This is a genomic window from Pseudomonas akapageensis, from assembly GCF_011355085.1.
In the GTDB taxonomy this organism is placed as follows: Bacteria; Pseudomonadota; Gammaproteobacteria; order Pseudomonadales; family Pseudomonadaceae; genus Aquipseudomonas; species Aquipseudomonas akapageensis.
In genome coordinates this window covers 1-13,813 of sequence record NZ_VXCP01000020.1, presented here as the reverse complement: position 1 = coordinate 13,813, position 13,813 = coordinate 1, and the positions used below count along the sequence as shown (strand labels likewise).

The window sequence follows — 13,813 nt, the reverse complement described above, 5'->3', positions numbered from 1 at the left end:
GAAGCCGCTGTGGGGCAAACGGAATATCTCTTCGTGTTTCAGGCGCAGCTGTTCAATTTCCAGCCTCTGCACAGGCATAAAAAAACCGGCTCTAAGGCCGGTTCTCGATAGCATTGGAAAAACTTATGCACGAATTTCACGATTCAGTCATACAAAAAAATAAGCTTTTAAATTAATGACTTACGTGATTTTTTGGAAAGAAATCCAAATACTGTGCACAAGTTATCCACAGGGGTTCAAACAACGATCTGTTCCTCGACTGCAGGCGCTTGCGGCAATGAACCCATCTCCCTCTGGGTCTGTTCGTTCCAGGCTGCGACCCGGTCATTGAGTTCGGCAATCGCGCGTGGCCCCGACCCTTGGGCGTACATCGGCTCACCGATGACGACCTCGATAGTGCCGGCCCGCTTGGCCCAGCCTTGTTTTGGCCAGTATTTGCCCGCGTTGTGCGCAATCGGGAGCACGGGCAAATTGGCATTCACCGCCAAGGCAGTACCCCCCCGCGAGAATTTGCCGATAGTGCCGTAAGGCACGCGGGTACCCTCGGGAAAAATCAGCACCCAAGTGCCGTCCTTGAGCAACTGGTCACCTTTGGCTGCGACATGCTTGAGTGCGGCCTTGGGGTTGTCCCTGTCGATCGCGATGGGCCGGAGCATGGCCATGGCCCAACCGAAGAAGGGTACATACAGCAGCTCGCGCTTGAGTACCTGGCTCAACGGCTGGAAGTAAGCCGAGAGGAAGAATGTCTCCCAGGTGCTCTGGTGGTTCGACAGAATCACGCAAGGTTGCTCGGGCACGTTTTGCGCGCCGGTGACATTGACTCGAATATCGAGAAACACGCGTGCCAGCAACAGCACGAAACTGCACCAATACACGTTGATGAAGCGATACCGGGCGGGAAAAGGCAGAAACGGCGCGACAAAAAAGCTCAGGGTGCACCACAGCAACGAGCTGGTGCCCATTAGCAGGTAAAAAAGAAAGGTTCTGATCGCCTGCAGGGTCGACATAGCGGCATTTACCGTTGCGGGCTCGCCCGCCTGTATTGAGCACGCTTCTGATAACGACAGGGGTCAGGCTGAAAGGATCAGCCTGATGAGCTCGGTCAGGTATTCAGAGGCGCGCTAATTGTGGATAAGTTCTCTGGCTACAGCTGCCAGATCCTCAAAAATCAGGGTCCCCGCTGGCAATGTTTTACTCAGCGTCTTCAGGCCTTTTCCGGTTTTCACCAGAACAGGCTGTAAATCGACGGCCAGTGCGGCATCCAGGTCACCCATACTATCGCCGACAAACCAGCGTTGGGCTAGATCGACGCCGTAATGAGCGGCAATCTGCTGCAACATGCCAGGCTTTGGCTTGCGGCATGAGCACCCATCGTCCGGGCCGTGGGGACAGTAAACGATCAAACCGACTTCGCCACCCTGCTCCGCTACCAGCTCCCGCAAGCGGGCATGCATGGCGTCCAGCGTGGCGACATCGTAGTAACCGCGAGCGATGCCGGACTGGTTGGTAGCGACCGCCACCGTCCAGCCGGCCTTGCTCAACTGCGCAATGGCCTCGATCGAGCCAGGGATCGGGATCCACTCCTCCACCGATTTGATATAGGCGTCGGAGTCCTGGTTGATGACCCCGTCCCGGTCGAGTATCAGCAGTTTCAAGCGTGCATCCTTCACCAATCAGCCCAGCAGCGAGATATCGGCAACGCCGAGGAACAGGCCGCGCAGACGCGCCAACAGGGCGTAACGGTTGCCACGTACCTTGGCGTCATCGGCGTTGACCATGACGGCTTCGAAGAAGGCGTCGACCGGCTCGCGCAATGCCGCCAGGCGCGCCAGAGACTCGCTGTACTGGCGGGCAGCTGCCATCGGCTGGACGGCCTGGTCGGCTTGCTGGATCGCCGAATACAGCGAGAACTCGTTGGCGTTGTCGAAGTACTTTGGCTCCACAGTGGTCGGAACGACGCCGTCGACCTTGCTCAGCAAGTTCGAAACGCGCTTGTTCACTGCAGCCAGCGCAGCCGCTTCGGGCAATTGGCGGAAAGCTTGTACCGCTTGCACGCGTTGGTCGAAGTCCAGCGCCGAACCCGGTTGCAGGGCACGAACCGATAGGTAGGTGGCCATGTCGATGCCTTCGTCTTCGTAGCGAGCGCGCAGGCGATCGAAGATGAACTCCAGCACTTGCTCGGCCAGGCCAGCGGCCTTGATCTTGGCGCCGAACTGCTTCACGGCGTATGCCACGGCATCGTTCAGGTCCAGATCCAGCTTCTTCTCGATCAGGATCCGCAGTACGCCCAGCGCTGCGCGACGCAGTGCATAGGGGTCCTTGCTGCCGGTCGGTAGCATGCCGATACCGAAGATCCCGACCAGGGTGTCCAGCTTGTCGGCAATGGCGACGGCTGCGCCGGTCAGGGTGGTCGGCAACTCGGCACCGGCACCGCGTGGCATGTACTGCTCGTTCAGGGCCAGGGCAACGTCTTCTGGCTCGCCGTCGTTGAGCGCGTAGTAGTAACCGGCAACGCCTTGCATTTCCGGGAACTCGCCGACCATCTCGGTGGCCAGGTCGCATTTGGACAGCAGGCCAGCGCGGGCAGCGCGCTCGGCGTCGCCGCCAATGCGGCCGGCGATATGGGCAGCCAGTTTGGAAACCCGCTCGGCCTTGTCGAAGACGCTGCCCAGCTGGGCCTGGAAGACCACGTTCTGCAGACGCAGGTTGAAGCTTTCCAGGCTCTGCTTCTTGTCTTGCTTGAAGAAGAATTCGGCATCGGTCAGGCGTGGACGAACGACTTTCTCGTTACCCTGGACGATCTGCTTCGGATCGCGACTTTCGACGTTGGCCACGGTGATGAAGCGCGGCAACAGCTTGCCGTCCACATCGAGCAGGCAGAAATACTTCTGGTTGTCCTGCATGGTGGTGATCAAGGCTTCCTGCGGTACTTCCAGGAAACGCTCTTCGAACGAGCACACCAGCGGCACTGGCCATTCGACCAGGGCAGTCACTTCGTCGAGCAGGCTCGGCGGCACGATCGCGGTGCCTTCCTGCTGCATGGCCAGTTCAGCGGTGCGCTTGCTGATCAGCTCGCGGCGCTCGTTGAAGTCGGCGAGGACGTAAGCCTTACGCAGGTCTTCGAGGTAACTGGCCGGCGCGTTGATGCGCACGTTTTCCGGGTGGTGGAAGCGGTGACCGCGCGAATCGCGACCGGCTTTCTGAGCCAGGATCGTGCAGTCGATGACTTGCTCGCCCAGCAACATCACCAGCCATTGGGTCGGCCGTACGAATTCTTCCTTGTGCGCGCCCCAGCGCATGCGCTTGGGAATTGGCAGGTCATTGAGGGAGTCTTCGACGATGGTCGGCAGCAGGCTTGCGGTCGGCTTGCCGACGATACGCTGGCTGAAACGCAGCTTCGGCCCGCTCTGGTCGATCTCGCTGAGCTCGACGCCGCACTTCTTGGCAAAGCCCAGGGCAGCCTGGGTCGGATTGCCTTCGGCGTCGAAAGCGGCCTGCAGCGGCGGGCCGTCGAGGTTGATGCTGCGGTCGGGCTGCTGAATGTCCAGCTCGCTGATCAACACGGCCAGGCGGCGCGGCGCGGCGTAGACCTGCTTGGCGGTGTAGTTCAGACCGGCGGCCTGCAGACCTTTCTCGATACCGGCCAGAAAGGCTTCGGCCAGGGTATTGAGGGCTTTGGGTGGCAGTTCTTCGGTGCCCAGTTCAACCAGAAAATCTTGAGCACTCATTGTGCAGCCTCCAGCTTAGCCAACACTTCATCACGCAGTTCAGGGGACGCCATCGGGAAGCCCAGCTTGGCGCGGGCCTGTAGATAACTTTGCGCAACCGCACGGGCCAGGGTCCGTACGCGCAGGATATAACGCTGACGCTCGGTCACCGAGATGGCCCGGCGGGCATCGAGCAGGTTGAAGGTGTGCGAGGCCTTGAGGACCATTTCATAGGTCGGCAGCGGCAATTCGAGTTCGATCAGGCGATTGGCTTCGCTTTCATAGAAATCGAACAGTTCGAACAGTTTCTCGACGTTGGCGTGCTCGAAGTTGTAGGTCGACTGCTCCACTTCGTTCTGGTGGAACACATCGCCATAGGTCACTTTGCCGAACGGGCCATCGGTCCAGACCAGGTCATAGACCGAGTCGACACCTTGCAGGTACATCGCCAGGCGCTCCAGACCGTAGGTGATCTCGCCGGTCACCGGATAGCACTCGATGCCACCTGCCTGCTGGAAGTAGGTGAACTGGGTGACTTCCATGCCGTTGAGCCAGACTTCCCAGCCCAGACCCCAGGCGCCGAGGGTCGGCGATTCCCAGTTGTCTTCGACGAAACGGATGTCGTGGACCAGCGGATCGAGGCCGACGTGCTTCAGCGAGCCGAGGTAGAGCTCCTGGAAGTTGTCGGGGTTAGGCTTGAGCACGACCTGGAACTGATAGTAGTGCTGCAGGCGGTTCGGGTTTTCGCCGTAGCGGCCGTCAGTCGGGCGACGACTGGGCTGCACATAAGCGGCGTTCCAGGTTTCCGGGCCAATGGCGCGCAGGAACGTGGCGGTATGGAAAGTACCGGCGCCTACTTCCATATCGTAGGGCTGAAGTACCACACAACCTTGCTCGGCCCAGTATTGCTGCAGGGCGAGGATCAAGTCTTGGAAGGTACGCACGGCTGGCGTAGGCTGGCTCACGAAATTCACCTGTTTCTTGGGCTGCGATATAAAGGGCGGGAGTATAACCCGATTCAGCCCAGCCTCTACCCTGGAGCCTTATGCCTCGCTGCTTTTGGTGTACCGAAGATCCGCTTTATCAGGATTACCACGATCAGGAATGGGGCGTGCCGCTGCGCGATCCGGCCCAATTGTTCGAATTGCTCCTGCTCGAAGGCTGTCAGGCCGGGCTTTCCTGGATAACGGTGCTGAAAAAACGCGAACGTTATCGCCAGGTGATGTTCGGTTTCGATGCCAGGCGCCTGGCTGAAATGACCGATGCCGAAATCGAAGAGCGCATGCTCGACCCCGGAATCATCCGTAATCGCCTCAAGCTCAATGCCGCGCGGCGCAATGCCAAGGCCTGGCTGGCGCTGGATAACCCGGTAGAGTTCCTCTGGTCGTTCGTCGGCGGCCAACCCAAGGTCAATCATTTCAGCCAGCGCAGCGACGTGCCGGCCGTTACCGATGAAGCCAGGGCCATGAGCAAGGCCCTGCAAAAAGCCGGCTTTACCTTCGTCGGGCCGACGATCTGTTATGCCTTCATGCAGGCGTCGGGAATGGTCATGGACCACACCACCGATTGCGATCGCTACGCCAGTCTGTCGCGCTGACGGTACAATAGCCGGCTAGCAAACATAGGAGTGGCCTGTGGATAAGTTCAAAGGCGCTGTGATGGTCGGGGCATTGCGCTTGTTTGCCCTGCTGCCGTGGCGTGCCGTACAGCGTGTTGGCGCAGGGATCGGCTGGTTGATGTGGAAACTGCCCAACAGCTCGCGTGAAGTGGTCAGGATCAACCTGGCCAAGTGTTTTCCGGAGATGGACGCCGCTGCCCGCGAACGTCTGGTCGGGCAGACCATGAAGGATATCGGCAAGGCCCTGACCGAGAGCGCCTGCGCCTGGATCTGGCCCGCCCAGCGTTCGCTGGACCTGGTTCGCGAAGTTGAGGGCCTGGAAGTCCTCCAGCAGGCGCTGGCGTCCGGCAAGGGTGTGGTGGGTATCACCAGCCACCTCGGCAACTGGGAAGTGCTCAACCACTTCTATTGCAACCAGTGCAATCCGATCATTTTCTATCGCCCGCCCAAGCTCAAGGCGGTCGATGACTTGCTGCGCGAACAGCGTGTGCAATTGGGCAACCGGGTCGCGGCGTCTACCAAGGAAGGCATTCTCAGCATCATCAAGGAAGTGCGCAAAGGCGGTCAGGTCGGTATTCCCGCCGACCCTGAGCCGGCTGAATCGGCCGGGATTTTCGTGCCGTTCTTCGCCACGCAGGCGCTGACCAGCAAGTTCGTGCCGAACATGCTGGCTGGCGGCAAGGCCGTGGGTGTGTTTCTGCATGCCCTGCGCCTGCCCGATGGCTCCGGTTTCAAAGTGATTCTGGAAGCTGCACCCGAGGCGATGTACAGCACCGATACCGAGACGGCGGTGGCGGCGATGAGCCAGGTGATCGAGAAGTATGTGCGGGCGTATCCGACCCAGTACATGTGGAGCATGAAGCGGTTCAAGAAGCGGCCGGCTGGAGAGGCGCGCTGGTATTGACATCATTCGAATGACAGTCCTGTAGCCGCTGCCGCAGGCTGCGCTGGAGTCCCGCAGGGGCTCCCGGCGATTTCAAGATCGTGCGCCTGCGTTGCAGGCGAGCGCAGCCTTCGGCAGCGGCTACAGCGATAGGCGCAACTCAGTTTCCTGTCTGATGCCGCTCCAACTTCTTCAAAAAAACCAACATCTCCTTCTCCGCCTGCTTGTCCCCATGCCCCCGCGCCGCCTCCAGGCCCCGCTCCCAGGCCTGGCGAGCAGCATCCGGGTCGCCATGGGCCAGATGCGCCTTGCCCAGCAACTTCCACGCCGCCGAGTACTTCGGATCGAGTTCGACGCAGCGTTGCAGGTGCTCGATCGCCTTGACGCTGTCGCCTTCGTCCAGCCAGGCCTTGCCGAGGCCGAAGCGCAGCAACGAGTTATCCACACCCTTGGCCAACATCTTTTCCAGCGACTCGATCATGTCGGCCTCCTGATGTGATTAGAAGAAGCTCAACCCCACATGGAACAGCTTCTCGACGTCGCGAATGTATTTTTTATCCACAACGAAAAGAATTACATGGTCGCCCGCCGCGATCACTGTGTCGTCATGGGCGATCAACACCTCTTCGTCGCGAATGATCGCGCCGATGGTGGTGCCTGGCGGCAAGGCAATGTTTTCGATGGCCCTGCCGATGACCTTGCTCGACCTGGAGTCGCCATGGGCAATGGCCTCGATGGCCTCGGCTGCGCCACGGCGCAGCGAGTGCACACTGACAATATCGCCACGACGAACGTGCGCCAGCAGTGTGCCGATGGTTGCCAGCTGCGGGCTGATGGCGATGTCGATTTCACCGCCCTGGACCAGGTCGACATAGGCCGGGTTGTTGATGATGGTCATCACCTTGCGTGCGCCCAGGCGCTTGGCCAGCAGCGACGACATGATGTTGGCTTCATCGTCGTTGGTCAGCGCCAGGAAGATATCCGCTTCGGCGATGTTTTCTTCGAGCATCAGGTCCCGGTCCGACGCGCTGCCCTGCAGCACTACCGTGCTGTCGAGGGTGTCGGACAGATAGCGGCAACGTGCCGGGCTCATTTCGATGATCTTGACCTGGTAGCGGCTTTCGATGGCCTCGGCCAGGCGTTCACCGATCTGCCCGCCCCCGGCGATCACAATCCGCTTGTTGCTTTCATCCAGGCGGCGCAGCTCGCCCATTACGGCGCGGATGTTGGCCTTGGCAGCGATGAAGAAGACCTCGTCATCAGCTTCGATAGTCGTATCGCCCTTGGGCAGTATCGGCCGGTCACGACGGAAGATCGCCGCCACGCGGGTATCGACATTGGGCATGTGCTGGCGAATCTGCCGTAGCTCCTGACCAACCAGCGGGCCGCCATAGTAGGCCTTGACCGCCACCAGCTGCGCCTTGCCTTCGGCAAAGTCGATCACCTGCAGGGCACCGGGGTGCTCGATCAGGCGCTTGATGTAGTTGGTCACCACTTGTTCCGGGCTGATCAGCACATCCACCGGAATGGCATCGTTGTTGAACAGGCTTTCGCGAGTCAGATAAGCCGACTCGCGAACCCGGGCAATCTTGGTCGGGGTGTGGAACAGCGTGTGAGCCACCTGGCAGGCGACCATATTGGTCTCGTCGCTGTTGGTCACCGCGATCAGCATGTCAGCGTCGTCGGCGCCGGCCTGGCGCAATACCGTGGGGAAGGAACCGCGGCCCTGCACAGTGCGGATGTCCAGCCGGTCGCCCAGGTCACGCAGGCGATCGCCATCGGTATCGACCACAGTAATGTCATTGGCCTCGCTGGCCAGGTGTTCTGCCAGCGTCCCGCCCACCTGTCCCGCGCCGAGGATGATGATCTTCATCCACTACTCCCTTCAGTGTCCGCTTGCGGCGGCAATCTTGATCAGCTTGGCATAATAAAAGCCATCGTGGCCGCCTTCCTGCGCCAGCAACTGGCGACCGTGGGGCTGCTTGATGCCGGCCTGGCTGGCGATGTCGAGCTCGCGGGCGCCAGGGGTGCGGGCCAGGAAGGCTTCTATCACCTCGGTGTTCTCCGTTGGCAGGGTCGAACAGGTGGCGTACAGCAGGATGCCGCCGACTTCCAGCGTTGGCCACAAGGCATCGAGCAGTTCGCCCTGCAAGGTGGCGAGCGCCTGGATATCATCCGCCTGGCGGGTCAGCTTGATGTCCGGGTGGCGTCGGATCACGCCAGTGGCAGAGCAGGGCGCATCCAGAAGGATTCGCGCGAAGCCCTTGCCGTCCCACCAGGCCGCCGTATCGCGGGCATCGGCAGCGATCAGTTGGGCATCGAGACCCAGTCGATCGAGGTTTTCCTGCACACGCACAAGGCGCTTGGCCTCAAGGTCGACGGCGACGACGCCGCCCAGCCGAGGCTCGGCCTCCAGCAGGTGGCAGGTCTTGCCGCCTGGCGCGCAGCAGGCATCGAGCACCCGTTGGCCCGGTGCCAGCTCCAACAGGTCGGCAGCCAGCTGTGCCGCTTCGTCCTGAACGCTGATCCAGCCTTCGTTGAAGCCGGGCAACTGACGCACGTCGCAGGCCTCGGCGAGCAGGATACCGTCGCGACTATAGGAGCAGGGCTGTGCTGTGACGCCCGTCTTGTGCAGCAGCTCCAGATAGGCGTCACGGCTGTGGTGACGGCGATTGACGCGCAGAATCATGGGGGGATGGGCATTGTTGGCCGCGCAGATCGCCTCCCATTGTTCGGGCCAGAAGGCTTTCAAGGACTTCTGCAACCAGCGCGGGTGAGCGGTGCGCACTACCGGATCGCGCTCGAGCTCGGCCAGCAGATCCGTGCTTTCGCGTTGGGCTCGGCGCAACACGGCGTTGAGCAGCGCCTTGGCCCAGGGTTTCTTCAATTTGTCGGCACAGCCGACGGTTTCACCGATGGCGGCATGGGCCGGTACACGGGTGTAGAGCAGTTGATAGAGCCCAACCAGCAGCAGCGCCTCGACATCGGCATCCGCACTTTTGAAGGGCTTTTGCAGCAGGCGTTCGGCCAGTGCCGACAGGCGCGGCTGCCAGCGGGCGGTACCAAAGGCCAGATCCTGGGTCAGACCGCGATCGCGAGCATCGACTTTATCCAGTTGCCCGGGCAATGAACTGTTCAGCGAAGCCTTGCCGGAAAGGACGGCGGCCAAGGCACGGGCAGCGGCGAGACGAGGGTTCATTGGCCAAGCACCGTGCCGACGGCAAACTTCTCACGACGGCTGTTGAACAGATCGCTGAAGCCTAGCGGTTTGCCACCTGGCAGTTGCAGGCGGGTCAGGCACAGGGCCTGTTGTCCACAGGCAACGATCAGCCCTTCCTTGCTGGCAGCGAGGATTTCGCCAGGCGTGCCCTGCCCTTCGGCCAGGGTCGCGCTCAGCACCTTGAGCGCTTCCCCATTGAGGGTGCTGTGGCAGATCGGCCATGGGTTGAAAGCGCGTACCAGACGTTCCAGCTCAACGGCCGGACGCGTCCAATCGATTCGGGCTTCATCCTTGTTCAATTTGTGAGCATAGGTTGCCAGATCATCGCTCTGCACTTCGCCGGCCAGGGTTCCTGCCGCGAGGCCGGCGATGGCTTCGATCACGGCAGGCGGGCCGAGCTCTGCCAAGCGGTCATGCAGACTGCCACCCGTGTCCTGTGCACTGATCGGCGTGCTGACCTTGAGCAGCATAGGCCCGGTATCCAGGCCTGCCTCCATGCGCATCACGGTCACGCCGCTTTCGGCGTCTCCCGCCTCGACGGCGCGCTGGATCGGCGCAGCGCCGCGCCAGCGTGGCAGCAAGGATGCGTGGCTGTTGATGCAGCCCAGGCGCGGAATATCCAGCACCACCTGCGGCAGGATCAGACCGTAGGCAACGACCACCATCAGATCCGGTTGCAGTGCCGCCAGCTCGGCCTGGGCCTCGGGGGCACGCAGGGTCGGCGGCTGCAGCACGGTGATGCCGTGTTGTTGCGCCAGTTGCTTGACCGGGCTGGGCATCAGCTTTTGGCCACGACCGGCAGGGCGGTCCGGTTGGGTGTAGACCGCGACAACCTCATAGGGGCTGTCGAGCAGGGCTTTGAGGTGTTCGGCGGCAAACTCGGGGGTGCCCGCGAAGACGATGCGCATGGAGTTCTCGCTTAAAAAGAAAAAGGCTTGCCAGAGCAAGCCTTCGGGATGAGGCGATCAAGCGTGCTGGCGATGCTGCTTTTCCAGCTTCTTCTTGATCCGGTCACGCTTGAGCGTAGACAGGTAGTCGACGAACAGCTTGCCATTGAGGTGGTCACATTCGTGCTGGATGCAAACGGCCAGCAAGCCTTCGGCGATCAGCTCGAAGGCTTGGCCATCACGGTCCAGCGCCTTGATCTTGACCTGCTGAGGGCGGTCGACGTTTTCATAGAAGCCCGGGACCGACAGGCAGCCTTCCTGGTACTGACCCATTTCGTCGGTCAGCGCTTCGAATTCCGGGTTGATGAACACCCGCGGCTCGCTGCGGTCTTCACTGAGGTCCATGACGACGATACGTTTGTGCACGTTGACCTGGGTCGCAGCCAGCCCGATGCCGGGCGCTTCGTACATGGTTTCAAACATGTCGTCGATCAACTGGCGAACTTCGTCATCGACCACAGCCACGGGCTTGGCGATGGTCCGCAGACGCGAGTCTGGAAATTCGAGGATGTTCAAAATGGCCATATGCGTATTTGCTGCACTGTGAGGTAGAGTCAAAAAGAGCTGCCGCGAGCACCCCAGGTGGCGGCGAGCCTGCAAAACGTACTCCCAGGGAAAGAGCCAACAGGCTTCGGGCGTTTTACGTGAATACACATAATAAAGGGATTCACTGCATGAGGAAATCACTACTCGCCCTGCTCTTGCTGACCGGCGCAGGACTGGCGCAGGCAGACGCAGGGGTCAGGGAGAGTTATCCACAGATCCACGCGGCGGTTCAGGACAACGACATCGGTACCCTGAAATTGTCGCCCCGTATTCGCAGCACGCCGCTGGCCGAAGCTGTCGACGGTATTGCGTTGAAGACAATCAACAGTTTCCTGCTGAACAATCGCATCATCGACCAGCCCGACGGGCTTCAGGCAGCACCCTATATCATCGCTGGTGACAACGAACGTGTGCTCAGCGGCATGGGTGATCGAATTTTTGCCCGCGGTAGATTCGCGCCCGGTGAATCGAGCTACGGGGTATTTCGCCAGGGTAAATCCTATACCGACCCGGACAGTCATGAATTTCTGGGCATCAACGCCGATGATATCGGCAGTGTCGAGCTGATTGCCGAGCAAGGCGGCATCGCGACATTGGAGCTCAAGCGCTCGGCCGAGGAAGTTCGACCGGGTGATCGCCTGCTGCGCAGCGAAGAACGGGCATTGGATTCTACTTTCACGCCCAGCGCTCCGACCGCAGAGATCAACGGTGTGATCCTGGATGTGCCACGAGGTGTTACACAGGTCGCTCAATATGACGTGGTCACTTTGAACAAGGGCAAACGCGATGGAGTCAGCGTGGGCAACCTCCTGGCGGTCTATCGGTCCGGGGAAATCGTGCGTGACCGGATCACGGGTGAGCAGATAAAGATCCCGGATGAGCGTTCCGGCCTGCTGATGGTGTTCCGCACCTATGAAAAGCTCAGCTATGGTTTAGTACTCAATGCCAGTCAGTCCCTGGCAGTGATGGACAAGGTGCGGAATCCTTAGCTCGGCAATCAAGTTATCAAAGCTTTATCAACAGAGTTATCCACAGCTTGTTCAGCTGCTGTCCAGGGCTTCGGATCAAGGATGATCTTATGCCGTTGTTTGAAACACCTGAGCTTTCCCCCTCTGAACTGGAGGCGCGTTTACGCCTTCACCTGATTCCTGAACTCGGCCCGAGCCGTTTTCATCAACTGATCGAGGCGTTTGGCAATGCCTCGTCGGCGCTCAGTGCGCCGGCCAGTGCCTGGCGGGCTCTTGGCCTGCCAGCGGCCTGCGCCAACGCGCGTCGCAGTGCTGACGTTCGTGATGGCGCACGAGCTGCAATGGCTTGGCTTGAGCATTGCGACCAGCATTTATTGATGTGGGACGCACCCTGCTACCCTGCTTTGCTTGCAGAACTGTCCGACGCTCCACCCTTACTATTCGTCGCGGGCAACCCGACCATTCTGGAAAAACCACAGCTGGCTATCGTCGGTAGCCGTCGTGCATCGCGACCGGGACTTGATACGGCAGCTGCTTTTTCCCGCAGCCTGGCGCAGGCCGGCTTTGTCATTACCAGCGGCCTGGCTCTGGGGGTCGACGGCGCTGCTCACCAGGCCGCCCTGGATGTTGGCGGGGAGACGATTGGGGTGCTGGGCACCGGCCTGCAAAAATTTTATCCACAGCGTCATCGCTCCCTGGCAGCGGCGATGGTTGCGCAGGGCAGCGCAGTCATTTCCGAGTTTCCATTGGACGCCGGCCCGCAACCCTTCAACTTTCCTCGACGCAATCGCATCATCAGTGGCCTCTCGCTGGGCGTGCTGGTGGTGGAGGCGAGCCTGGCCAGTGGTTCGCTGATCACCGCGCGGCTGGCCGCCGAGCAAGGCCGCGAGGTGTATGCCATTCCAGGCTCAATCCATCACCCCGGCGCCAAGGGTTGCCATCAGTTGATCCGCGATGGTGCATTGCTGGTCGAAAGCATCGATCAGATTCTCGAAACCCTGCGCGGCTGGCAGGCATTGCCGGTTGCCTCGAACAGCACGCCGTCGACAGCGCCCACCCCTCACCCATTGCTGGATTTGCTGTTCGCTGCTCCACAAACCAGCGAAGCATTGGCGGCGGCAAGTAACCGACCGCTTCCCGAAGTGCTGGCCACCCTGACCGAGCTGGAGCTGGACGGCGCTGTCGTCAATGAGGCTGGGCGTTGGTTTGCGCGAGTATGCTAAGTACACTGCTGGTTAAATTTGTACGCAGAGGCAAAAGCAATGGTGAGCAGTTGGCGTGTGCAACAAGCCGCGCGCGAAATTCGAGCGGGTGCGGTCATTGCCTACCCAACCGAGGCGGTCTGGGGTCTGGGCTGCGATCCCTGGAACGAAGAGGCGGTGGACCGCCTGTTGGCTATCAAGTCGCGCTCTGTGAGCAAGGGCCTGATTCTGATCGCCGATAACATTCGCCAGTTCGATTTCCTCTTCGAAGACTTCCCGGATGCCTGGATGGACCGCATGGCCGCCACTTGGCCGGGCCCTAACACATGGTTGGTTCCGCACCAGGGGATGTTGCCCGAGTGGATCACCGGGGTTCACGACACCGTTGCGCTTCGCGTCAGCGATCATCCGGTGGTGCGCGACCTGTGTGCTCTGGTTGGCCCACTGGTATCGACTTCGGCCAACCCGGCGGGGCGTCCTGCTGCGCGCAGTCGTTTGCGTGTGGAGCAGTATTTTCGGGGGCAGGTGGATCTGGTGCTGGGCGGGGCGTTGGGTGGGCGGCGCAATCCCAGTGTGATTCGTGATCTGGTGACAGGGGACGTTGTGCGGCCGGCTTGAGGGCCTCATCGCTGGCAAGCCAGCTCCCACAGTGGCCGATGTTGCACGTACCCTGTGGGAGCGGGCTTGCCCGCGATAGGCCGCAACGCGGCCCGCCTGCGTGG

The 13,813-nt window shown here is 60.8% G+C and carries 14 protein-coding genes; 5 read left to right on the top strand and 9 right to left on the bottom strand.

Annotated features, from left to right (window positions below):
- Positions 1 to 236: 236 nt before the first annotated feature.
- From F2S13_RS15170 to glyQ, 4 genes are all read right to left on the bottom strand, one after another.
- A complete protein-coding gene (locus F2S13_RS15170) occupies positions 237 to 1,007 on the bottom strand; it encodes a lysophospholipid acyltransferase family protein (RefSeq protein ID WP_166362156.1) in 771 nt (256 codons plus the stop codon).
- Between the two features lie 114 nt (positions 1,008 to 1,121).
- On the bottom strand, positions 1,122 to 1,655 hold the full coding sequence (gene gmhB, locus F2S13_RS15165; RefSeq protein WP_166362155.1) for a D-glycero-beta-D-manno-heptose 1,7-bisphosphate 7-phosphatase: 534 nt from the start codon (positions 1,653 to 1,655) through the stop codon (positions 1,122 to 1,124).
- A gap of 18 nt (positions 1,656 to 1,673) precedes the next feature.
- Positions 1,674 to 3,728, bottom strand: a complete 2,055-nt coding sequence (glyS, locus tag F2S13_RS15160) for a glycine--tRNA ligase subunit beta (RefSeq protein ID WP_166362154.1) — start codon at positions 3,726 to 3,728, stop codon at positions 1,674 to 1,676.
- The gene (gene glyQ / locus F2S13_RS15155; protein WP_166362153.1) at positions 3,725 to 4,672 is read right to left on the bottom strand and encodes a glycine--tRNA ligase subunit alpha; all 948 of its coding nucleotides are present in this window, start codon (positions 4,670 to 4,672) and stop codon (positions 3,725 to 3,727) included. The genes glyS and glyQ overlap by 4 nt, the downstream gene beginning before the upstream one ends.
- 80 nt (positions 4,673 to 4,752) lie before the next feature.
- Here glyQ and F2S13_RS15150 point away from each other — a divergent pair, with 80 nt between their 5' ends.
- On the top strand, positions 4,753 to 5,304 hold the full coding sequence (locus F2S13_RS15150) for a DNA-3-methyladenine glycosylase I (RefSeq protein WP_166362152.1): 552 nt from the start codon (positions 4,753 to 4,755) through the stop codon (positions 5,302 to 5,304).
- A gap of 37 nt (positions 5,305 to 5,341) precedes the next feature.
- The gene (locus F2S13_RS15145; RefSeq protein WP_166362151.1) at positions 5,342 to 6,229 is read left to right on the top strand and encodes a lysophospholipid acyltransferase; all 888 of its coding nucleotides are present in this window, start codon (positions 5,342 to 5,344) and stop codon (positions 6,227 to 6,229) included.
- Between the two features lie 139 nt (positions 6,230 to 6,368).
- On the opposite strand, the gene F2S13_RS15140 is transcribed toward F2S13_RS15145, so the two are convergent.
- The 5 genes from F2S13_RS15140 to def are packed head-to-tail and all read right to left on the bottom strand — an operon-like array spanning position 6,369 to position 10,900.
- Positions 6,369 to 6,689, bottom strand: a complete 321-nt coding sequence (locus tag F2S13_RS15140; RefSeq protein ID WP_166362150.1) for a tetratricopeptide repeat protein — start codon at positions 6,687 to 6,689, stop codon at positions 6,369 to 6,371.
- Between the two features lie 18 nt (positions 6,690 to 6,707).
- On the bottom strand, positions 6,708 to 8,081 hold the full coding sequence (trkA, locus tag F2S13_RS15135; protein WP_166362149.1) for a Trk system potassium transporter TrkA: 1,374 nt from the start codon (positions 8,079 to 8,081) through the stop codon (positions 6,708 to 6,710).
- A 12-nt stretch (positions 8,082 to 8,093) separates the two neighbouring features.
- Positions 8,094 to 9,407, bottom strand: coding sequence for a 16S rRNA (cytosine(967)-C(5))-methyltransferase RsmB (gene rsmB / locus F2S13_RS15130; RefSeq protein WP_166362148.1), 1,314 nt, complete (start codon positions 9,405 to 9,407; stop codon positions 8,094 to 8,096).
- On the bottom strand, positions 9,404 to 10,336 hold the full coding sequence (gene fmt, locus F2S13_RS15125) for a methionyl-tRNA formyltransferase (RefSeq protein ID WP_166362147.1): 933 nt from the start codon (positions 10,334 to 10,336) through the stop codon (positions 9,404 to 9,406). Before fmt ends, rsmB begins: the two co-directional genes overlap by 4 nt.
- 57 nt (positions 10,337 to 10,393) lie before the next feature.
- Complete coding sequence (def, locus tag F2S13_RS15120) at positions 10,394 to 10,900, bottom strand: peptide deformylase (RefSeq protein WP_166362146.1); 507 nt, start codon at positions 10,898 to 10,900, stop codon at positions 10,394 to 10,396.
- Between the two features lie 149 nt (positions 10,901 to 11,049).
- Here def and F2S13_RS15115 point away from each other — a divergent pair, with 149 nt between their 5' ends.
- From F2S13_RS15115 to tsaC, 3 genes are all read left to right on the top strand, one after another.
- On the top strand, positions 11,050 to 11,910 hold the full coding sequence (locus tag F2S13_RS15115; protein ID WP_166362145.1) for a peptidoglycan-binding protein: 861 nt from the start codon (positions 11,050 to 11,052) through the stop codon (positions 11,908 to 11,910).
- Between the two features lie 89 nt (positions 11,911 to 11,999).
- Positions 12,000 to 13,112 (top strand): DNA-processing protein DprA, encoded by a 1,113-nt coding sequence (gene dprA / locus F2S13_RS15110; protein ID WP_166362144.1) that lies wholly within the window; start codon positions 12,000 to 12,002, stop codon positions 13,110 to 13,112.
- Positions 13,113 to 13,151: 39 nt separating this feature from the next.
- Complete coding sequence (tsaC, locus tag F2S13_RS15105; RefSeq protein ID WP_166362143.1) at positions 13,152 to 13,709, top strand: L-threonylcarbamoyladenylate synthase type 1 TsaC; 558 nt, start codon at positions 13,152 to 13,154, stop codon at positions 13,707 to 13,709.
- Positions 13,710 to 13,813 lie beyond the last annotated feature (104 nt).